Source organism: Yinghuangia sp. YIM S10712 (assembly GCF_051388935.1).
Classification (GTDB): Bacteria; Actinomycetota; Actinomycetes; order Streptomycetales; family Streptomycetaceae; genus Yinghuangia.
On sequence record NZ_JBPKBI010000024.1, the window covers coordinates 50,829 to 71,989 of the forward strand.

A 21,161-nucleotide genomic window follows, 5' to 3' on the forward strand; every position below is an offset into this window, starting at 1 on the left:
CGTCCCGGCCGACTGGTTGACCGGCGTGATCAACTGCCGGTGTCGCTGCGTCTGTAGCGCGCGACGCGCCGCCACCCCGCGAGTTCACCGCTGCTGTCGAGGTTCAGCTCGTACGTGGCCAGCAGACTTGTCGTGTCGGGCACACGCTCCATCTCGACGACGTCGACCCTGACCTCCCACCCGTCCTCCGAGCGCCGAAGCCCGGAGATGCCCTCCACGGGACGGTCGAGCAAGTCGTCGATATACGCCCGAGCCAGACCGACGACGTCCTTGGCCGCCAGCCGCCGTCGGGTCTCCGCCCGATGCTCCGTCCCGGAAACCGTGCGGCGGCGACCTTGTCGCTCCGCCCGGTCCTTTGAAGGGTTTTGGTCGGTCATGCGTCCGCCCGTCCGAAAGCACCGGTCCCGGCGAGGTGTCCTTGGCGACATCCCGCCGCGTGCGATCTGCCGTGGACCGGTTCCCACAATCGACACTAGCCGCTTCGGGTGAATAAACACACAAAAAGTACAATTCATCCGGACCGCCGCCTGATCCCGCACCGGCAGCAGCCCGCGGGCGACGGAACGGACGTGTCCGTGACGGCGCCGGTCGCTTAGCGCGGCCGGCGCGCCGACGCGCATGCGGGCACGCCGGGAACCACCGGCGGCCGACAACCTGCGTCTCGCCGGTCGGGACCGGGTTCCGCGCTGCGGCTGACGGCCGGGATCGCGGTGACGAGGTCCGGCGACGCCGACGCGGAGAGCGAACGGCGGCCCGGGTCCTCAGCTGTCCCACGCCGAACCGCCATTCCCCGTCTTCGGTGGAGGGCGGCGGATCCCGAGGGCTCGGGTCACGGCCGTGGGCCACTCGGCTCGCGTGGCGGCCGCGTATCGCCGTCGGCCGCCCCTGGGATGCCCCGGGTCGCGGTCGCCGCACGGCGGCCCTCCGCAGACCGGACGTCACCGCGGCGGGGGCCGAACGGCCCTGTTCCGCCGGGTTGTTGCCGCGCAGACTCGTCACACGTTCCCGACAACGGCGTTGACGACGGCTCCGCGACCACCGCCCGCCCCGGCGGAGCCCCGAGGAGGCTTCCATGAAACAGCAGCGCGTCGAATCCCTGATGACCGCCGACGTCGTCACCGTCGACACTCGGACCCCGTTCAAGGAGATCGTGCGTGTGCTGCGTGAGCACCGCATCAGCGCCGCCCCGGTTCTCGACGGCGACAAATCCGTCGTGGGCGTGGTCTCGGAGGCCGACCTGCTGCGCAAGGAGGCCGACAACGAGGGCCGTACATACCCCCGCGGCACCCACGGCCACCGGGCGGCCCGCGAAGCTCGCCGCAAGGCCGAGGCCGAGACGGCAGGCGCTCTCATGACCGCGCCCGCCGTCGTCATCAGCCCGAAGGCGACCGCCGGCGAAGCCGCCCGTCACATGGAGCGGCACAACGTCAAACGGCTGCCCGTCGTCGACCAGACCGGCCAACTGCGCGGCATCGTCAGCCGATGCGACCTGTTGCGCGTCTTCCTCCGCCCCGACGAGCACATCCGCGACGAGATCCGCAACGACGTGCTGTGCCACGATCTGTGGGTCGACCCGACGAGCATCGACGTGCGAGTGGTCGACGGAGTGGTGACCCTCGCGGGCGAGTTGGAGAACAAGACCCTGGCCCGCGTCCTGACCGGCCTGGCCCGCGGCGGGGGGGGGGGGGGGGGGGGGGACGAAANAGTGGTGACCCTCGCGGGCGAGTTGGAGAACAAGACCCTGGCCCGCGTCCTGACCGGCCTGGCCCGCGGCGTCGACGGCGTCGTCCGGGTCCACGACCGCCTGACCTACGCCGTCGACGACACCAGGATCCGCCCCGGCAGCCTCGCCTGACCCGGCAGCTCTCGCCGCACCGTCATGACGCCTGGCCACGCTCCCGGCCACCGGAAGCCGGCCAGGCGACTTCCCCGCCGTAACGCATCACCGGGTGGGGTGCGCAGCGCAGATCAGGGCCGACAGCGCAGGCGAGTGCCGGAACCGAGCCCAACAGGACCACGGCGAACAACAGCGTCGCGAACTGCCCGAGCCCCATGTCGCCATCGGTCCCCGCCATGGCCACTCGTCCTACGAACGAACCCGCCCGCCGAGAAGAGCGCCGTTCCGCTTCGGCTCAGCCCATGGACTCACGGATCTCGTCCAGGATGGCCACGGCCTCGGCGGCGTCGCGTTCGCGGGCCGACGACGTGGCCGCTGCCAGGCGGGCGGCGGCCTCCTCGGGCTTGCCGTGCGCGTACTGGTCGATCTGGGCGGCGAGGCCGACCAGGTGGGCGTACGTCTCCTGCAAGTCCGGGAGGCCCGCCTCCAGGCGGGTCGCGGCACGGTCGGCGCGATCGAGGGCGTCGCCTGTGCGTTCGGCGGTCCACAGGGCCTGGGCCCACTGCAGTTCGGTGACCGCCCGCTCGTGGGCGAGGTTCAGGTCGGGGCCGTCCGAGGCGGACTCCAGCGCCGCCGTGGCATCGGAGAACATGGCCAGCGCGGCCTGCACCGCAGCGTCGGCTTCGGCCGCGCCCTCGGTGGCGGCGATGGTGTGCCTGACCTCCAGGAGGTTCCATGCCGCGGCCCGGGTCAGGCGGACCACCGCGCCGGGGCGGTCGAGTGCCGCCGCGAGCCGGATCGCTTCGGTGAAGGCCTCTTCCGCCGCCCGGTACCGGCGCGAGGCGCTGAGTGCATGGGCCGCCTCGGCCGCCAGCAGGGCCTGGGAATCGGCGTTGTCGCCCTCCGCGGCCTGGGCCGCCGCGGCGACCAGGACTTCCGCCGCGTCGGCGGCCTGCCCGGATGCGAGCAGCGACGAGCCGAGGACATACCGGGCATGCAGGCCGGCTTCCGGGCCCATGAGTTCCTCGATCTCCGCCACGGACTCCTCCAGCACCGCGGCGGCGTCGGACGGACGGCCGCGGTCGCGCAACAGCGATGCGAGGCCCAGGCGGCAGTGCGCCGCGCCGTGCCGGTCGCCGAGCCGGTCGAATTCGTGTGCGGCCCGGAGGGCGTACTCGATGGCGGGGTCGAGGCGTCCGTTCGCGGCGGCGGCGTTGGTCAGCGTGACCAGCAGGTTGCCATAGTGCGCCGGGTCGTCGACAGGGCCCCGGGCCGCGTCGAGGAGTTCGGTGAGCACGGACTCCGCGCCCGCCGGGTCACCGCTGTGCAGCAGGTACTCCCCCAGCATCAGGCCCAGTTCGACGGCCTGCCAGGGGCGTTGTGCGCGGAGGCACTCGGCGACGGCGGTCCGCAGCTCGGCTTCGGCGGGCTCCCCGGCGGTCATCGCCAGTTGGGCCCGCACCTCGGCGACCTGCGCCAGGCGGTGCGGCCAGTCGTGCTCCGCGGCCGCCGCGGCGAGGCGGTCCGCTTCCTCGGCGGTCCGTGCGCGGGCGGCGGCCCTGGCCGCTTCGTCCTCCGCGCGGAACAACGCGACGCGGGCGAGGATCAACCGCGCACCCAGCACCGCACCGTATTCGATCGGCAACGCGCTGCCCTGCGTCACGTAATCCGCGGTTTCGGCGGTCAGCGTGTCGAGGTCGGACGCCCACGGAACAGCCAGGTCCGACGGAGCCTCGGGGTGCGCGACCGCGATCAGGCTGTGCGCCCGCGCCGCGTGCGCGGCGCCCAACCGGCCGACCCTGTCGAAGAGTTCGACGGCCTGCCGGAACAACTCGACGCCCTCGGCAAACCGGCCGCCGCTCAGCAGCGCGCTCGCCCGGCACCGGGCCAGTTCGGCGGCGACCTCATCGGTGAGGGTGACACCCTGCGCCTCGGCGGCCTCGGCGTAGCGCTCCCAGGCGGCTTCCGCGTCCGGATGCCCTGCGGGCCACAACGTGCGTGCGCGCTCAAGGAGTTCGTCGATGTCGGCGGCAACCGTGGTAGTGGGTGCGGGGGTTGCCGGACGCGGAGCGGCGACGAGGGTCGAGCGTACGCCGAGCGGCAACGCGTCCAGCAGCGGCTCCTGCGCGAGCCTGGCCCGCAGTTGCGTGCTGACGAAATCCGAACCGTTGCGGGCGTCGAAGCGGGCCGCCAGCGCGAAGGCCTCACGCTCGACCAGGGCGAGCAGCCCCGCCGCCGTGCCGTCGGTGCCCGGGACGTCGGCCACCGTGGTGCCGCCGTGTCCGAGCGCGACCAACCTGCGCAGCAGCACGGCGGCCCCTCCGTGGAACATCATCTGCGTCTCCGCGCTGTCCACCGGGGAGGCCAGCCACGCGCGGTGCTCCGCAAGGATTTCGACGCCGCGTCCCTCGTTGCCGGTGAGCGCGCAGAACTCGATGTGCTGCGCGACGCTCGCGCACGTGCTGACCTTGCCGCGCACCAGGCGGTAGCCGCGCAGGTGGTTCGCGCGGGCCTCGTCGAGCCGACCGAGCCGGACGAGCGGCAACATCGAGTCGGCGATGGTGAGTTGGGGCTCCTCGGAACACGTGCGCATGCCGGAGAGCGTCGGCTCGAACACTTCCAGCGCGTCGGCGTCCTTGTGGTGTTCGGCGTACCAGCGGCCCTGTTCACGGCGTTCGCACGCGTCGCAGTCGGTCAACTCGTCCCGCCCGGCGGCCAGCCAGGCCGCGAACTCGCGTTCCGCGGAGTCTTTTTCACCGGTGTGGTCGTACAGGTAGAAGCGGCATTTGTGCACCGGCCGCAGGCTGTGGCCCGCGGTCCGGAAGCGGCGCTCCATGTCGTCCAGGAACGCCCGGATGGTGCGCAACGGCACCTCCGGCACGGCGAGCAGCGACGACGTGACCCACTTGAGGTGCCAGAAGACCTGGTACGTCAGCTCCTCATCGAACTCGCCCGGCTGTTCGTCGAACATGCGCAGGAGCCGGGCCATGGAGACCGTGCTCTTGTGCGACTCGCCGCCGTAGTTGTAGGAGACGATGGTCTGCACCAGCGCGTCCGCGATCATCGGGGTGCCGCCGATGCGCTCGGCGGCTGCCAAGAGCGCTTCGGCGTGAGCGCTGCGGGCGGTTCCGTACGGCTCCCCGCGCACCGCGGCGCGGGCGCGCGCGTAGGAGTCCGCGTCGACGACGAGGTCTTCTATGCCGTGCGGTTCGGTCATGCGTGATTCCCTCGTCACTTCGTGTCGGCGGCGTTGTCGTGCACGGCGCGTTCCAGCAGTCCCAGGAACGAGCGGTTCAGCAAGGCACTTTCGGCGGTGGTCAGCGGTCGGCGGCTGAGCAACAGGGCTTGACCGTAGAGGCCTTCGACGGTCGTGCGGACCAGGTCCGCGTCGCCGACCGCGATGATTCGGCGTACCAGCGGGTTGAGGTGGTTGAGCACGAGCCGCGCCCGTGGCGCGTCGCCGCGCAGTGCGCCGAGGATGCCGGCCCACAGCGTGTCGCCCGCCGCCGCGGCGTCCGCCTCGGATTGGGCGCGCTTGCGTTCGCCCTGCTCGTCACGGCCGTCGAGGAGCAGCGCCGGCACCGAGACCGGGTGGAACGCGCGCAGCGACGCCTCGCAGGACAGCGGGTCCAGGACGCCTCGGGCCAGGGTCAGGAAAGCTCCGGCGGCCAACTCGACGGACGGGTCCACCGGGTCCAGGTGGGCGGTGACGGTGTCGGGGTCGAGTCCGTCGACCACTGTGCCGGGCCGCAGGTCGGGCAGGCGGCGCACGAGGTCCGCGTCGTAGGTGTAGCCGCCGTTGACGACGCCCAGCCCGGCCGCGCCCGCGATCGGTGCGATCTGCCGGAACTCCTCGACGGTGTCGGTGACATGGACCACCGGGTGGCGGCGGGTGAACTCGTCGAGGTTGACTCGGCCGTCGGTGGTCTCGAAGGGCAGCCACGGCAGCATGACTTCGAACAACTCGTCGTCGTGCCGGGCCATCGCCTTGACGCCGAGGTGGTGCACGGCGAGGAACCTGCCGAGGCGTTCGGGGTCGCCGGCCGCCAGCCCGGTCAGCCAGTCGCGCAGCGTGGCGCCGATCGCGTCGCGGACGGCGGCCAACGCCTCGTCGTCGTACAGTCCTTCGCGCGACGCGGTGGGCCGCAGCGCGTCGGTGTCGACGGCGCAGCGCACGAAGAACGCCCAATCCGGCAGCAGCGCGTCCGCTGACTCGGTGAGCAACATGCCTTTGAGGTGCACGCGGTGCTTGCCGCGCATTGCCGGGCTGACCGCGGACGGCAGCACGAACGCGGCGCCGCGCACCCCGGCGAGGGGGACGTCCAAGTCGACGACGTCGAGCGGCGCGAAGCCGAGGGTGTCCTCGCAGTAGCGGGCCAGCGCGACACGGCGTGCGGACGGGTCGGGGTAGGTGCGTTCCCACACCGCGGGCGTGTCGGTGACCCGGTGGACGTTCCCGCTCCCGTCGGCAACCGTGATGTCGTACGGCAGCAACGCCCCGAAGTCGCGGGCGAGTTCGATGACCCGTGCAGGGGAGAACCACTCCTCGCAGCCGCGCCGGGGCGTCAGCCGGACCGTGGTGCCGGGAGCCGGCCGCGCGTCGTCGGGCAGGGTGCGCACGGTGTAGCGGCCGTCGGAGCCGGCGCGCCATTCGACCGGAGCCGCGCCGGGGTCGGCGGCCGAGCGTGTCACGACGGTGATTTCGTCCGCGACGACGAAGCAGGCGAGCAGGCCGATGCCGAACTGCCCGAGGTAATCGCGGCGGGCCGCCTCCAACTCGCCGCGCTTGGAGCTGCGTCCGATGGTCGCGAGGAAGCGGTGGACGTCGGCCTCGGACAGGCCGATGCCCGTGTCCGCGACCTCCAGGGCACCCTGGGCGGCGGTGACGTGTATCTCCGCGGGCGCGTCAGGGTAGTGCGCGCGCCGCGCGGTGACGGCGTCGACGCCGTTCTGGAGCAACTCGCGCAGGTACACCCGGGGACTGGAGTACAGGTGGTGCGACAACAGGTCGACCAGGCCGCGCAGGTCGACCTGGAACGTATGGTCCAGGGAGAGCCCCGGGGCGGGGACGGCGTCGTTCATGGATGCCAATCATGGCCGATCCGCCTGACACGCTTCCATCGGGCCAGACGGAGCCGCACGGTCTTGTCTCCAAGCCAACTCCCCTGACAGTGTGGGTCGGTGGCGTCCCCGTCGGCGGCTGTCGCGTTCCGCCACCACTTGTCGCGCCACAGGTAGGGCAGGCCCTCCCGGACGAAGTCGCACGTTCCGCCCGTGGAATGAGACCCGGCGGGCGACAATTCCGGTCGGCTCGCGGAACGGTTTCGACGAATCCGGAATTTGGAATTCCGATTCCGTGAATCCCAACCTCAGATATTGCTCAAGTCCAATCGACGGCCGAGTTCATGGTCGGTAGTTTTCCTGCGTACCTCAGGCTGTCTCGAAGAACGCCCTGCACGTGCCCACCCGGCCCCCCGTTGATCGTTTTGCCGGAACAAAGAGTGCTTTTGCCGGCCCGTGCGGCATTTACCGGCGAGCCCGGATCCACGGCAGTACGACCGGGTGGTCCCGACATCGCTGAGACAAGGACACCGAGCATGGCATCCGGAAAACCCGCAAAGCGCCTACCCGCGAAGGGCGCCCGTACCGCCGCCGGGCTCGTCCTGGCCGTGTCCGGCGTCCAGGTGTTGCAGGCGGCGACCGCTGCCGACGCCCACGCCGACGAATCGAACCGGGCACCGGAACCCGACAGGAGCGGCGGGCCCGGCAGGGGCTGGGCGATCAACGACTGGCTTCAGCGAAACGTGCCCGTGACACCGGATATGGTTCCGCCCGACGCCCAATTGCATTGGTCGAAAAAGTTCGTGGCCTGGCTCAACCAACGCGTCATTCTCGAAGCCCAGTTCGGTGTCATGCCCAGCGGTACTCCCAGCAGCTGGGCGGTCCTGGCCAAAGACGTCGCCTACGGAGTCACCTCGTTTCTGGGCGAGCGCGGAGCCGCGGGCGAAACGGCCAGGACCGACGCGATCCGCGAGATCCTCGAAGGACGCAGCGCCGCCATAGCCGACTACGTTGCCGAGAGCCGGACCGGGACGGTCTCACCGGAGACGTTGCAGAGATACGTCACGATGGAGGCGTCCTACCAGGCGGTCCCCGAAAACCACCGGCACCTTGAGATCAACGAATTCGCCCGGGATCTCACCGCCTGGCGACGCGAGGTGGACGGCAGCCCGTTCCGCAGCCCGCAGACCGACCCGATACTCAACGCACGCGTGGACGCCGCGCGTACTGCTTACCAGGCCGCGGAGCGCAACGGGACGCTGACCGACGCGATCGAGTACGAGCTCTACAAGGCGGTTCTCGCCACGGATCCGAACGTCTCCGCGGAGAAGTTGCAGAGCACGAACTTCGTGGACTGGCAGCAGGCCAAATACAGCGGAGAGTTGCCCGAGGGCCGGAACCAAGGCCCCCGCGGCCCCGGAACGGGCGGCGACCCGGCGGGTACCGGCCCGGACAAGCCCAAGCCGGTCACACCCGGCCCCTCGGGCGGCGCGGCCGACCCGTCGCGCGGAACGGCACCGGAGACGGGCAGACCTTCCGGCGGGCAGGCCGACGGCGGATCCGGAGCCGGTCGCGGCGGCGCACCCGACCCGTCCGGGCACGCTGACGGAACCACCCGCTCGGAGCCGGGACGGCCGCCCGCAGGCGACGGCAAGCCGGTTGCGGGCGCCCCGGAGCGCGCGCCCGCAGGCGACCCCGCGACCAAGCCCGCCCCCGGCGCCGAGCCGAAGCCGGCCCGCGCACAACAGGAGACCGGAAAAACCCCACCCGCGACCAAGCCGGAACCGGCACCGGCGTGGGACGAGACCGGCAAACCCGCGGAGAAGCCGAAGGGGCCGCCTCCGGCCACACCCGAGGCGCCGAAGTTCACGCCGGGCAGCGTGCCGGACACACACAACGGCGGGGTCTACCGATCGGTCAAGGTCAACGCGGCAGCCGAGGCGGCGATGTTCGGGCTGGAGGTCCTCCAGGCCCATTTGACGTCGGACGTCCTGAACTGGGTGGTCCGCAGGGCTCAGCAGGACCCTGAATTCGTCGACCGCTATCTGGTGCAATACGAGGAATGGCAGCGCATGAGCTGGCTCGAACGCCAGCAGTACGATTTCACCCGTTTGTGGAAGGACGGCACGGAATTCATCAACTCCGCGGCCTTCTTTGCCGAGATGGCGAATTACATGAGGGCCATGCAGGAGTTCTACCGGGCCAATCCCGGCATCACTCCCCCGGGCCTGGCGCCCCCTCCGGGTGCCGGCGACGAGTCCCAGGGGCCCGGCATTCCCGTCGCGCCGTACACCGGCGGCGCCCAGACCACCGACGCGGCCAACCGCATCACCAGGGACGAAAACGGGATGTGGCACGACCAATCGCGGATCTACATGCTCGCGGACCGCGACAAGGCCCCGGCGGCGCAGGCCCAGCCGCCCGTTCAGCCGCAGACCGGCCCCAAGCCCGCCGAGCCGAAGGCCGACAAACCGAAGACCGACAAACCGAAGGCCGACAAGCACGGAGACGACAAGCCCGGCCCCGGGCAGGTGGGGACCGCCCAGCAGCGCGTGCAGGAGCAGATGCAAGAGAAGAGGGATGCGAAGAAAGAGGAGAAGAAGGAAGACCGCAAGAGTGACAACAAGCCCGGTTACGACAGCCACGGTGATTCCGGGGGCAGCCGGCGCGGGGGCGACGGCCACGGCTCATCCGGGGGCGGTTCGACCGGGGGCGGTTCGACCGGGAGCGGCACCGGCGGGTCCGGCGGCGGCAACTCCACCGGAGGGGGCAACGGCCCCAGCGGCGGCAACGGATCCGCCGGCGCCCCCGGGGCGGACTCCGGCGACCGGGGCGGAGGCGTCAAGGGCAACTTCTCCAAGACGCCTCAGAGTTCGTCCACACGCGTGTGACCCGACCGTCCGCGGACCGGCCCCTGGGGGGCCGGCGGCGGGCGGTGACAACCAACCGAACGACCGTCACGGGGCCGCGTCGAGGTGTCCGTGACGCCTGGCCGCCGCCACGGCCGGGGCGGGCGAACCACCGTTCGCGGGCGGTGCGTTGGCCGAAGGAAAAGGCCCCGGGGCCGGCCTGCTTCGCGCACTTTGTGGCGGGCAGGCCGGGCCCGGGTGTTCCTGTCACCGGCAGGCGTGGACCGGACGCTGCGGGCATGCCGCTACCGGTGACTCGTCAAGGCTTTACGGGGAGCGCGGTATGTGGACACCAGGGACGGTTTTCAGCGGCCGGTACACCTTGGCCGAACAACTGGTCGACGCAAGCGCGGCCGAGGTGTGGTGGGCCCACGACTCCGTGCTCGGGCGGTGGGTCGTGATCAAGATCCTGCATCCGATGCGCGGTGAGAGCACCGCGGACGACCCGGCGCGGTTGCGTGCAGAGGCGGAACTCGTCGCGACCTTTGATCGCCCTGAGATGGTCGGCGTCCGCCGCGAGGGGGCCGACGGCGGTGGGCGCACCCCTTACCTCTTGGCCCGCTTCGTGGACGGCAGGCCGCCGGCCCTGCGAACGGCCGTACCCGTCTCGATGTCGTACGAACAGATACCCGACGTCGTGGCGCGGACTCTGGAAGCGCTGCACGCGGAACATCGGGACGCGTCGCTCGTACACCGCGACGTCGAGCCGTCCGACCCCACGCCGCGCAGGCACACACCGGTCGCGCGCCGGCCGGCGGACGGGCGGCGCGGACGACGGCGCCGCACCGCCGCCGTCGCGCTGCCGGCAGCCGCCGCCGGTGCGGCGGTCGCCGTGACCACGACCCTGCTCGTCCTGCACTCACCCACCGGTGCCGGCTCCGAAGCCCGGCAGGAAACACCGGCGGTCGCGTACGCGCCGGTGCTGCCGGGGTTCGCGACACCCGAGGCGACGCCGACGTTCGCCGCCGTGCCCGAGAGGGGCAGCACCTCGTCGCCCCCTGCGCCCGACGGCTCGGCCACGCCGCTCACAGCCCCGCTACCCGACCCGAACACTCCTGCCCAGACGGCGAGTTCCCTCCCGCCGCCGCCCGCACCACCGCCCGTCAAGCCTGCGGCGCACACCACCTCCGGGCGCACCGGCAACGGCACGCCGGGGGGCGACGCATCCGGAGGCCGCGGTGCGAAGCCTTCGACGCCCCCCGCCCCCAAGCCCGCCGCTCCCGCCGACCCCGCGCCTCCCGCCGCCAAGCCCGCCGCCGCTCCGCCGCCGCCCGTGGTGCCCGCCGGGTGCGGCGGCGCGGGCTGGGGAGCGATCACCAACCTCGGCAGCGGCATGAAGATCGGCATCGACACCGCGAGTCCCGGCGTCGGCAGCAGACTGGTCACGGGCGGACGCACGGAATACGGCTGGGTCGTGGTGCCGACCGTCCTCTGGCAGACCATCCGGTCTTGCGGCGCCGACGGCCTGGCCGTCACGCCGGGGACGTCCCCCAGCGGCGTGTCACTCGGCAACGCCGCCTACGCCGCGGGAATGCTGACGATCAGTGCCGCGCCCACTCCGGGCGCGGCACTGATCACCCACATGGCCGGGCAGCAGTGCCTGACCGACAACGGCCCCGGCCGTCAACTGACCTTCGCCCGCTGCACACCGGGAGACACCGCCCAGCAGTGGTACCTCCCGTGACCGGTCGAGATCGGCGAACCTTCTTCAGATATCCGATGAAGGATGGTTCTGGACGGCTGCGTCGTGAGCGGCAGCACGAGCCGGGACGGGTAGGCGGCGGCGCGGTAGATCTTGTGGGTCACCGGGCGGCCCACCGGGAGGTGGAACGCGTCGGGAGGCCGATTCCTCGGCGCTCGCAGATCCGCCCCGGTTCGTAGTGCGCGGCCGGGCCAGATCCGGCGCCGAAGCGGGCTACGACCGTCACATCTCCCATCGAATTGAACATTCGGACAATGTCAGGGGACCTGCTCAGTGGCCGGTGCCGATCACTTGTTAGGTTGTGGCCCATGGCCCGTCCTGCGCCCGCGTCCGTCCGCGCCGCAAGCATCGTGTCCTTCCTGACCGCACATCCGTCGCGCGGCTTCACGATCACCGAGCTGGTCCGCCACCTCGGCATGAACATCGCGTCCGCACACGCGACGCTCGCGGTGCTGTGCGACTGCGGGTTCGTCATCCGCGACCCGGTCCACCGCACCTACGTCCTGGGCCCGGCCCTCGCCGCGACCGGCTACGCCGCCCTCGAACAGCACCCGGCGATCGAGGCGGCCATCGACGAAGCCGAAAAACTCGCCGCCGAACTCGCCGCCGAGGTCGGAGTCACCGCCGTCGCCGGCCGGGACGTCATCTTCCTCGCCCGCCGCGGGCCCGAACCGCTCGCGCAGACCATCGGCTACCCGGGCGACCGGTCCCCGCTGCTCGCCCCCATCGGCTCGGTCTTCATGGCCTGGGCCGACGACGACGCGATCACCGCCTGGCTCGAACGCGCCGAGCTCCCGCTCGAACTGGCCGTCTACTACCGCAAAGTCCTTGCCGACGTCCGCACCCGCGGATTCAGCGTGCCCATGCCGCCGATCGCCTCCCCCGCCATGATCGAGGCGATGGCCGCACTGCGCAGCGAACCCGCCGACGGCGACGCCGAACCACGCCTGCGCGAAGTGCTCCAGAAGACCGACGAAATGCTGCTCCTGCTCGACGGCCTCTCCGGCTCCGAGGAGGTTGTCTTCAAAACCGTCACCGCGCCGATCTTCGACCCCATCGGCCGCGTGCTCCTGTCCCTCAGCATCACCGGCCCCGACCACCCGGTGAGCATCGACCACATCCTCGAACTCGGCCGCCGCGTCGCCCAGTCCGCCTCTGTCGCCACCCGCCGATCGCGTGGCCGAGCCCCCCAGCCCTCCCCCGGCCCCGGCACCGCCGACTGACTGCGGGGCCCCGACCGAGTCGCATCGCTCCGGTCACCGCGCGACGCGCCCCGGCAGCGGGGAAGCCACGGTCGCGTACCGCTGCCCGATACCGGCGAGGCAGCGCGAGTCGACCACTGCGCGCCGCGCCTTGGCCGTTCGCCGACGCACCAACGTGACCCATCCGCCAACCGGTGAATCCGGCATATGAGTTGACGTCGCGTCCCATGCCGCGCGGCGGCGTGGATCGCTGTCCACCGTGCGCTCCCGGGCGCCTCGCGGCCCCGGCTCGGGCGGTCCCGCCGCTAGCATCACCGTCCGCAGCACCCCGGGCAAAACCGGGCCACCGCCGACCCCAAGCATGAACTGCCTTGCACAGCATGCCCGTTGCCCATGCCCGTGCCGGCAGGGAACCGCGGGGGCACCGACGTCCCGACCACCACACGACCCGCCCGCCATGGGAGGCACCGCGTGAGCCAGGACCTGATCACCCTCGACACCACCGGCCGCGACCTGTATGCCGAGGCCGACCGGCTGCGCGCCGCCGGGCCCGCGGTCCGCGTACGCCTGCCCGGCGACCTGGTCGCCTGGTCCGTCACCCGCGGCGACGTCGTACGCCGGCTCCTGGTCCACCCGGCCATCTCCAAGGACGCGCGCCGGAGTTGGCCCGCCCACAAACCGGGCGACCACCCGTGGCTGACCGTGTGGACCGACATCCAGAGCATGTTCACCAGCGACGGCGACGACCACCGGCGCCTGCGCAACCTCATCGCTCCGGCTTTCCTGCCCCGCCGCATCGACGCCATGCGGCCCCTGCTGGACCGCATCGTCGGGGAACTGCTCGACGAGATCGCCGCCGTACCGCCCGGCACCGAGATCGACCTGCGCGCCGCCTACAGCTATCCGATACCGACCCGCGTGATCTGCGGCCTGTTCGGCGTCCCCGACGACCAGGGGCCGGAGATCATGCGCATCATCGACGGCGTCCTCGACACGACCGCCACCCCCGAGCAGGCCGCGCGGACCGGTGCGGACCTGTACGCCGCCATGCACACCCTCGTCGCGACGAAACGCAGGCATCCGGGCGACGACATGACCAGCATGCTCATCGCCGCACGCGACGGCCACGACCGGCTCAACGACGCCGAACTCGTCTCCACCCTCATCTTGATGATCGGCGCGGGCTCGGAGAGCACCGTCTCTCTCCTCGACCACGCCGCCCACCAACTCCTCACCCAACCCGAGGACTTGGCCCGCGCACAATCCGAACCGGGCATGTGGGACCAGCTCATCGAGGAGACCCTGCGGCTGCACCCGCCGATCATGCACCTGCCGCTGCGCTACGTCACCGACCGCATCGACCTGGGCGACGGCGTGGTCCTGGAACCCGAAGACCTGGTCCTGATCGGCTTCGGCGCCCACGGCCGCGACCCCGGGCGCCACACCGAGGCAGACCGCTTCGACCTCGACCGCGCCGACAAGGAACACCTCGCCTTCGGCCACGGCGTCCACTACTGCCTCGGCGCGCCCCTCGCCCGCCACGAAGCCGCCGTCGCCCTCCCCGCGCTCTTCGGGCGCTTTCCCAAGCTGCGCCTGGCCCACCCGGACCGGACCCCCGCGCCACAGCCGTCGTTCATCACCAACAACTTCGCCCGTCTGCCGGTGCTGGTCTGACGTCCGACGGCCGGGTGAGATGTCACTTGCGGTACTTGCGGACGGCGTCGCGAACGCGGTCGGCGATGGCGAGGAACGGCCCGGCCACGACGTTGGCCGTGGCGCCTTCGGTCCCCGGGTGCGGGTGGGTGGGTGCCATGGCCGCGGCGGCGCGCAGGGCCGGCGCGGCGGAGGCGAGTGCCGCGGCCGGGGCCTCGCGCTGGATCTTCGGGAGCTCGTACCGCTCCTCGCTGCGTGCGTGGCGCAGCACGGCCAGCCGCAGCCGGTCCAGGTCGGCATCGAAGTCGGGGCCGTCGGGACCCCGGCGTTCGAGGTCCGCGAGGAGTTCCTTGGCCTCGCGCTCCTCGGCGAGGCGGGGGGCGACGGCCCCGGCGCCACCGGAAGTGGCGGTGCGGGCGAGGGGATGGACGACTTCCTCCTCGGCGGTCTCGTGAACCGCCAGGAGCCTGACGAGCCGTTCGAACGCCTCCCGGCGCTCGCTGCCCGAGGTCTGGTCGACTTCGTCGAACAGATCGCGGATCTCGGCATGCTGACGGCGAATCAGGTCGAGGGCCGGGCTGCCCTCCAGCGGCGGGCGGGGCTTTTCGGCGATTCCGGCGGCGGTCTTGGCCTGGCGCGTGTCCATGGGCTTCTCCTCGGCAAGGGCTTTCGGCGTGGTGCGCGGCTACCCCGCGGTGCCCCGACGACACCACGGCTCCTTCTTCTCACCGTGTTGCCGTTTGATGCCCGGACGGCCCGGGCAGCCGCCGACAGCACACGGCGGCGCCCGCCCCCGGTCGCCGCCCGGCAGGCGAGCGAAAGGCCGAGAGACCCCATGACGTTCAACCCCCTCGAACACCACGGAATCCCCCTTGACCGGCAGTTGCGGACCTGGCGCGAGCTGGACGTCGAGCCGATCGACCCGGACAAGTCCGACCCGTACACCCGGTGCCGCATCATCGCCATGAACGGCATCGAGACCGAGGCGATCTTCTTCAGCCACAACTTCGCCCGCCACTGCACCGACCCGGTGGTGCGCCGCAAGCTGGCCGAGGTCCGGTTCTTCGAGCAGCAGCAGCAAAAGGCGGTCAACTGGCTGCTTCCGGGGCTGGCGTCAGTGCTGGAGACGACGATCTCGTACGAGCAGGTCGCGGTCGACCTGACGTCCTGGGTCGCGCGCATGGAACCCGACCCGTACCTGCGGCAGTGCTATGAGTTCGGACTGCTGGAGGACTTCGACCACCTGTACCGGTACGCCAACCTGTACGAGCTGATCGAGCACCGCAAGGCCGAGAAACTCGTCTCGGACCTGACCGAGATCATGCCCGGCCGCCCGACGGTCGCGCACCACCGGCACCCGGTCGACAACCTGCGCACCCCGTACGACAAGGACACCGCCTCGCCGTTGTCGAAGCTGCACGCGCTGACGATCATGGCCGCCGAGCAGCAGACGATGAACTTCTACATGAATGTCGGCCCGATGGCCATCGAGCCGATCGCCCGGCGCCTCTACCAGGAAATCGCCATGGTCGAGGAGGAGCACGTCACCCACTACGAGTCCCTGGTCGACCAGGGTGAGACGTGGTGGGAGCAACTGGTCAACCACGAGTACAACGAGTGCTACATGTACTACTCGTTCATGGAGACCGAGTCCGACCCCCGAATCAAGGCCATCTGGGAGCTCCACCTGAACATGGAGCTCGGCCACCTCCAGATCGCCGCGGACCTGATGCGGCAGCACGACGGCCGCGACCCCGCCGAGATCTGCGCCCCCGAACTCCCGCAGCCGGTGAAGTTCGAGCCGAACCGGGAGTACGTGCGCAACGTGCTCGCGGACCAGATCGACCTGACCACGCTCGGTGAGGGCTTCGTCGCCGAGGCCCACGAGCGCTTCGTGAAGATGCAGGAAGCCCTGATGCGGGACGGACAGCCCGCCAGCGAGCAGGTCATCGACCTGGTCCGCGACACCGACGGCCGCGAGTACCGCAGCGAACCGGACGGCCCCCACCCCGTCGAGCGGCTGCTCGCCGACCGGCCGGAGCTGTCCCGCCGCTGACCGTCCCCGAGCCGGAGGACGCAACCCGGCCCCGCTCATCGGTCGGGCGGGGCGCCGTCGGCTGATCACCCGCGGCGCCCCGGTCGCGCGTCGCGCGGATCAGTCGGCGGTTTCGGTGGGCCGGTCCCTCCTGCGGGTGCGGTTCGCGGTGGGCCCCGCGTGGACGTACAACTGGGTCCGCGTCACGGCGCCCGCGGCCGGTGGGAGGGGGAGCTCGTAGGTGACGGGCCTGGTGTGGTCGAACACCTGCCGGCGGGCGTTGTAGACACGGTTGAACCGCCAGAGCATGGACGCGAAGTTCGTCTGGCCGCGGGCCAGGTTGCGGGCCAGGACGCCTGCCGCACCGACCGCCGTGCGCAGTCCGAGGTGCTTCCGGTTGATGACCGCCTGCGTGCGGACGAGTTCCCGGTAGAAGTCCTCCAAGGGCAGGGCTGTCGGCACGACCGCGTGCTGGATGTCGAAGAGGCGGTAGTCCCGGGTGGTCAGGCGGCGTGATTCGGTGTGCCAGATTTCCGTTCCCGGATACGGCGTCATGACCGTGAGGTGGACGATCTCCGGCACCGCCAACGCGAACTCCCGTACCACGCGGAACCGTTCCTCGTCCCACGCGGGATCCACGATCAGGTTGATGGCGACCGTGATGCCCATCCCCCGGGCGGTTTCCAGGGCGCGGAAATTCTCGTCGGGGCTGACGCGCTTGCGGTACAGGTCGAGCCCGTCCGCGTCGATCGCCTCCATGCCCAGGAACATGTATTCGAGGCCCAATCCGGCCCAGCGCCGGAAGACTTCCGTGTTGCGCAGGAGAACATCGCTGCGGGTTTCGAGGTAGTAGCGCTTGCGGATTTTGCGGCGTTCGATCTCGTCCGCGATGCCGTGGCCGTGCTCGGGCCGGATGAAGGCGACGTCGTCGACGATGAACACATTCGGTTCCCGGATGCTCGCCAACTGCCGGCCCAGTGCCTCGGGCGCGCCTTTGCGGTAGCTGCGGCCGTAGAAGGTCCAGGCCGAGCAGAAGGAGCAGTCCCACGGGCAGCCTCGGGTGAACTCGATGGACGCGCAGGGGTCCAACTCACCGATGAAGTACCGGCGCCGACGGCGCGTCAGTTCACGCGCGGGCAAGTGCCCGTCGATCCCTTCGAGCATCGTGGGGGCGGGGCCGGCTCCGTCCGCCGTCACGACGCCGGGCACTTCCGCGACACCGCCGTCGCGTACGGCGTCCAGCAACGGGCCGACCGCCGGCTCGCCTTCGCCGCGTACGACCGCGTCGACGGCTCCGCCGGCCTGGTCGATGACCTCCGCGGCGATGAAGGAGACGCTGTGGCCGCCGAAGAACACGAAGCAGTCCGGCAGCACCTGCTTGGTGCGGCGGGCGATGTCGATGGCCTCGGGGATGTTCGCGAGGTAGTTGAGGGAGATGCCGAGGGCGTCGGGCCGGAACTCGGCGATCTCCTTGGTGAGCGCCGCGTGCGGCAGCACTTGCAGGTCGATGAGGCGCACCTCGTGCCCGGCCGCCCGTGCCGCCGAGGCCACGAGTTCGAGCCCGAGTGGCTCCAGGCGAAGGAAGATCTCCGAGTACATCAGCGGGCTGGGGTGGACGAACAGGACACGCATCGGGACCTCTGACGTCGGCAGATGACGGGCGCTGCCGATGGTTTCCGCGACGCTGTCCGGCGAACCCTGCCGTCCGAATGGGCGTCACCCGATCGGGGGGCGGCGCAGCATGCGCACACGAACCGGGCAGGGGCTACCGGCCGGGGTTTCGCGAGAGCCCGGGTGGGACGGTGGAAAAGGGAAACGACTTGATGCGTTGGACTCGTTCGCCGTACGACAGGGCGGCCCTGCGGGCCGGCCCGTCCGCAGCACCGCCGCGCAAGCGGACCGCGTTGGTGACCGGCGCGTCGTCGGGCATCGGCGCGGCAGTGGCGGAGCGCCTCGCGGCGGAGCACTGGCGGCTGCTGCTCAACGGCCGTGACGAGGATCGGCTGAACAATGTGGCGGCGGCGACCGGGGGCACCGCTCTCCCGAGGGATCTGGCGACGCCCGACGGCCCGGCGCGGCTGGCGCGGGACGCGATCAAGATCGGCGGCCGGATCGACCTCCTGGTGGCGGGCGCGGGCGTCGGTTGGGTCGGGCCGTTCGCCGACATGCCGGGGAGCCAGGTCGATCGGCTCATGGCCGTGAACGTCGTCGCGCTCATGCGCCTCGTGCACGGCGTCCTGCCGCACATGCTCGGCGCGGGCGGGGGCACGATCGTGCTGATCGGCTCCGTCGCGGGCATCGGTGTCCGGAACGAGGCGGTCTACTCGGCGTCGAAGGCGGCCGTCCACGCGTTCGCCGAAGCCCTGCGGTACGAAGTCGCCGACTCCGGGGTGCACGTGGCGCACGTGGTTCCCGGCGTGGTGGACACCCCGTTCCTCGACCGCAGGCAGATCCCGTACACGCGGTCACGGCCGCGGCCGATGCCTCCGGCCCGAGTGGCGGACGTGGTCTGGGAGGCTTGTCGCCACGGGCGTGACGAGGTGTTCGTGCCGTCGTGGATGCGGCTCCCGGGTTGCGTCCGCACGGTCGCGCCCGAGTTGTACCACCGGTTGGTGAGGCGGTTCGGGTGACTTCCCGCCCGTGCCCGTACGCGCGACGCCGCACGCGCGTGGCGGTGCTCGTCGACTTGGTGCGTACGGACAATGCCGGCGGACACGTCAAGTGCTGGGAGCGTTTCGCACAGGTCGCCGCGAGCATGGACGCGGACGCCGTCGCGCTGGATTTGACGGTGTACTTCCTGGGTGCTCGCGAGGGCACCGAAGTCCTCGCGCCACATGTTCGCTTCGTCACGCTGCGGCCGGTTTTCGGCTCCGGCCCGTTCACTCGGCTCGTCGGCGGGGTCGACGCCACCGACTTCTCCCCGTACCACCCCGCGCTGGCCCGGCTGCTGGACCGCCACGACGTTTGGCACGCCACCCACATGTTCGCGCTGAGCGCCACCGCCGCCCGTCTGGCCGGGCGCCGCGGGCACCGGGGCCGCCATGGGTTGGTCGCGTCCGTGCACACGGACGTGCCGGCTCTGACGCAGGCGTACGCCGGCCTCGGCGCGCGCCGCCTGCAAGCCGCCGGGAGCGTGCGGGGCGGCGCCCGCCGCACACAGTGGATCGCGGGCGCGGCGACGGCGTTGATGCGCCACCGCCGCGACCGGCTGCTGAAGGCGTGCGACCGGGTGATGGTGTCGACCACGACCGAACTCGCCGAGTTCCGTGCTCTTCTGGGCGACCGCGTGTCCCTCCTCGGCAGGGGTACCGACCACTCCCTCTTCCTGCCCGACCCCGGAGCGCGTGCCGAGCTGAGGCGCCACGGCGTGCCGGACGGCCACACCGCCGTGCTGTTCGTCGGCCGGGTGGACGCGTCCAAGCAGGTGATGTTGCTGGCCGAAGGCGTCCGGAGAGCCCGCGAGAGCGGGCACCCGGTGCATCTCGTGGTCGCCGGGACGGGCGCGGACACCCGGCGCATCGAGCAGCTTCTCGGCGGCGGGGTGACGTTGCTGGGTTCCGTTCCCCAGCGGGCTCTGGCCCGTGTGTACGCGGGATGCGACGTCTTCGCGTTCCCCTCCCATACCGAGACCGCGGGCAACGTCGTGGCCGAGGCAATGGCGTGCGGATTGCCGGTGGTGCTGCCCGCGGGGGTGCGAACGACCGCATGGCTGCCCGCCGACGGGACATGCGGCCTGCTGGTCGGGAAGCCCGAGCCCGCCGCGTGGGCGCGTGCGCTCACATGGCTCGCCCGGTATCCGGAGACGTGCCGGGCCATGGGCCGTCGAGCCGCGGCGGTGGCCCGGGCCGAGCACCGCGGCTGGGACCGGGTCCTCGCCGACGACCTGCTGCCGGTGTGGCACGCCGCCGCGCCGCATGTCTCGTCCGGGGGACTATGAGGACGCGTGTCCGGTGTCGACCGGCCCGCGGTCTCGCGGCTTCGCGCGCTGCTGCCCGGCGTGCAGTGTCCGGACGGCCGGGGACGTGTCCAGGAGCACGATGCCGACGAGTGCCGTCACGGCACCGGTGGCCGCCCACACCAGGCGCATCGGGCCGCCGGTGATCGACTCGCCGAACAGTGCGATGCCGATGGTGACGGCCACGATCGGCTCGGTGACGTCGACGACCGTCAAGGACGAGGCCAGCGGCCCGGTGGAAAGAGCGCTCTGGATCAGCAGGAGCCCGAGGAGGCTCGCGACGATCAGCAGATAGGTCTGCCATGAGGTGAACACCGCCCCGGCGCCGTCCCGCCATTCGCGGATCGTCGCGGCCAGCAGGACGGACTGCACTCCCATCACGACACCGCCGGCAAGCGCCAGCATCGAGGAGCGGGCGGTGCCGCAGACGGTCCGGGACAGCAGCACAGCGGCCGACACCAGTACGCAGGCGGCCCCCAGAGCGAGGACCCACCCCTTGGCGTCGGCCGTCGCGGCCCCGCCCTGTGGTCCGGCCGCCACCAGCGCGACGGCCAGACCGCAGGCGACCGCACCGATGCCGGCCCATTCACGCGGGCCGGGACGCAGCCGGTGCACCCGGAACGACAAGGGCACCGCGAAGACCAGCTCACTGACGATGATCGGCTGGACGAGGGACAAGGGGGCCCACAACAGTGCCACGCTTTGGAAGCCGTAGGCCGCGAAGGCGCAGCCGATCCCGGCCAACCACCGTTTCCTTCTTGCCAGCGCGGCGACGAGCCGCCACGACAGCGCCTCCGACTCCGGGCG

The 21,161-nt window shown here is 71.4% G+C and carries 15 protein-coding genes; 8 read left to right on the forward strand and 7 right to left on the reverse strand.

What is annotated here, in order from left to right; all coding sequences use genetic code 11:
• Positions 1-29: 29 nt before the first annotated feature.
• Positions 30-377 (reverse strand): gas vesicle protein GvpO, encoded by a 348-nt coding sequence (gene gvpO, locus ACRX5W_RS29950; protein ID WP_436791507.1) that lies wholly within the window; start codon positions 375-377, stop codon positions 30-32.
• 722 nt (positions 378-1,099) lie between these two features.
• Between gvpO and ACRX5W_RS29955 the strand changes: the two genes are divergently transcribed.
• Entirely contained in the window at positions 1,100-1,855 is a 756-nt protein-coding gene (locus ACRX5W_RS29955; RefSeq protein WP_436791525.1) for a CBS domain-containing protein, read from the forward strand.
• A 22-nt stretch (positions 1,856-1,877) separates the two neighbouring features.
• Here ACRX5W_RS29955 and ACRX5W_RS29960 read toward each other — a convergent pair whose 3' ends face one another.
• Genes ACRX5W_RS29960 through ACRX5W_RS29970 form a run of 3 tightly spaced genes read right to left on the reverse strand, consistent with a single transcriptional unit; the run spans position 1,878 to position 6,919 of the window.
• A complete protein-coding gene (locus tag ACRX5W_RS29960) occupies positions 1,878-2,075 on the reverse strand; it encodes a hypothetical protein (protein ID WP_436791508.1) in 198 nt (65 codons plus the stop codon).
• 57 nt (positions 2,076-2,132) lie between these two features.
• On the reverse strand, positions 2,133-5,054 hold the full coding sequence (locus ACRX5W_RS29965) for a hypothetical protein (protein WP_436791509.1): 2,922 nt from the start codon (positions 5,052-5,054) through the stop codon (positions 2,133-2,135).
• Between the two features lie 14 nt (positions 5,055-5,068).
• The gene (locus tag ACRX5W_RS29970) at positions 5,069-6,919 is read right to left on the reverse strand and encodes an HSP90 family protein (protein WP_436791510.1); all 1,851 of its coding nucleotides are present in this window, start codon (positions 6,917-6,919) and stop codon (positions 5,069-5,071) included.
• Positions 6,920-7,434: 515 nt separating this feature from the next.
• Between ACRX5W_RS29970 and ACRX5W_RS29975 the strand changes: the two genes are divergently transcribed.
• From ACRX5W_RS29975 to ACRX5W_RS29990, 4 genes are all read left to right on the forward strand, one after another.
• Positions 7,435-9,789, forward strand: coding sequence for a hypothetical protein (locus tag ACRX5W_RS29975; protein ID WP_436791511.1), 2,355 nt, complete (start codon positions 7,435-7,437; stop codon positions 9,787-9,789).
• A 301-nt stretch (positions 9,790-10,090) separates the two neighbouring features.
• A complete protein-coding gene (locus ACRX5W_RS29980; protein ID WP_436791512.1) occupies positions 10,091-11,491 on the forward strand; it encodes a hypothetical protein in 1,401 nt (466 codons plus the stop codon).
• 326 nt (positions 11,492-11,817) lie between these two features.
• Entirely contained in the window at positions 11,818-12,732 is a 915-nt protein-coding gene (locus ACRX5W_RS29985; protein WP_436791513.1) for an IclR family transcriptional regulator, read from the forward strand.
• A gap of 450 nt (positions 12,733-13,182) precedes the next feature.
• A complete protein-coding gene (locus ACRX5W_RS29990; protein ID WP_436791514.1) occupies positions 13,183-14,385 on the forward strand; it encodes a cytochrome P450 family protein in 1,203 nt (400 codons plus the stop codon).
• Between the two features lie 22 nt (positions 14,386-14,407).
• Here the strand turns inward: ACRX5W_RS29990 and ACRX5W_RS29995 are convergent, their stop codons facing one another.
• Entirely contained in the window at positions 14,408-15,010 is a 603-nt protein-coding gene (locus ACRX5W_RS29995; RefSeq protein ID WP_436791515.1) for a hemerythrin domain-containing protein, read from the reverse strand.
• 189 nt (positions 15,011-15,199) lie between these two features.
• On the opposite strand from ACRX5W_RS29995, the gene ACRX5W_RS30000 reads away from it, so the two are divergent.
• Positions 15,200-16,420, forward strand: coding sequence for a hypothetical protein (locus ACRX5W_RS30000; RefSeq protein ID WP_436791516.1), 1,221 nt, complete (start codon positions 15,200-15,202; stop codon positions 16,418-16,420).
• Positions 16,421-16,519: 99 nt separating this feature from the next.
• On the opposite strand, the gene hpnR is transcribed toward ACRX5W_RS30000, so the two are convergent.
• Positions 16,520-18,031, reverse strand: a complete 1,512-nt coding sequence (hpnR, locus tag ACRX5W_RS30005; protein ID WP_436791517.1) for a hopanoid C-3 methylase HpnR — start codon at positions 18,029-18,031, stop codon at positions 16,520-16,522.
• Between the two features lie 191 nt (positions 18,032-18,222).
• Between hpnR and ACRX5W_RS30010 the strand changes: the two genes are divergently transcribed.
• Positions 18,223-19,029: an SDR family NAD(P)-dependent oxidoreductase gene (locus ACRX5W_RS30010; RefSeq protein WP_436791518.1), complete on the forward strand. Its 807-nt coding sequence runs from the start codon at positions 18,223-18,225 to the stop codon at positions 19,027-19,029.
• Positions 19,026-20,336, forward strand: a complete 1,311-nt coding sequence (locus ACRX5W_RS30015) for a glycosyltransferase (protein WP_436791519.1) — start codon at positions 19,026-19,028, stop codon at positions 20,334-20,336. Before ACRX5W_RS30010 ends, ACRX5W_RS30015 begins: the two co-directional genes overlap by 4 nt.
• Here ACRX5W_RS30015 and ACRX5W_RS30020 read toward each other — a convergent pair.
• Positions 20,331-21,161: DMT family transporter (locus tag ACRX5W_RS30020; RefSeq protein ID WP_436791520.1), on the reverse strand; the 831-nt coding region annotated here is incomplete at its 5' end. The genes ACRX5W_RS30015 and ACRX5W_RS30020 overlap by 6 nt on opposite strands.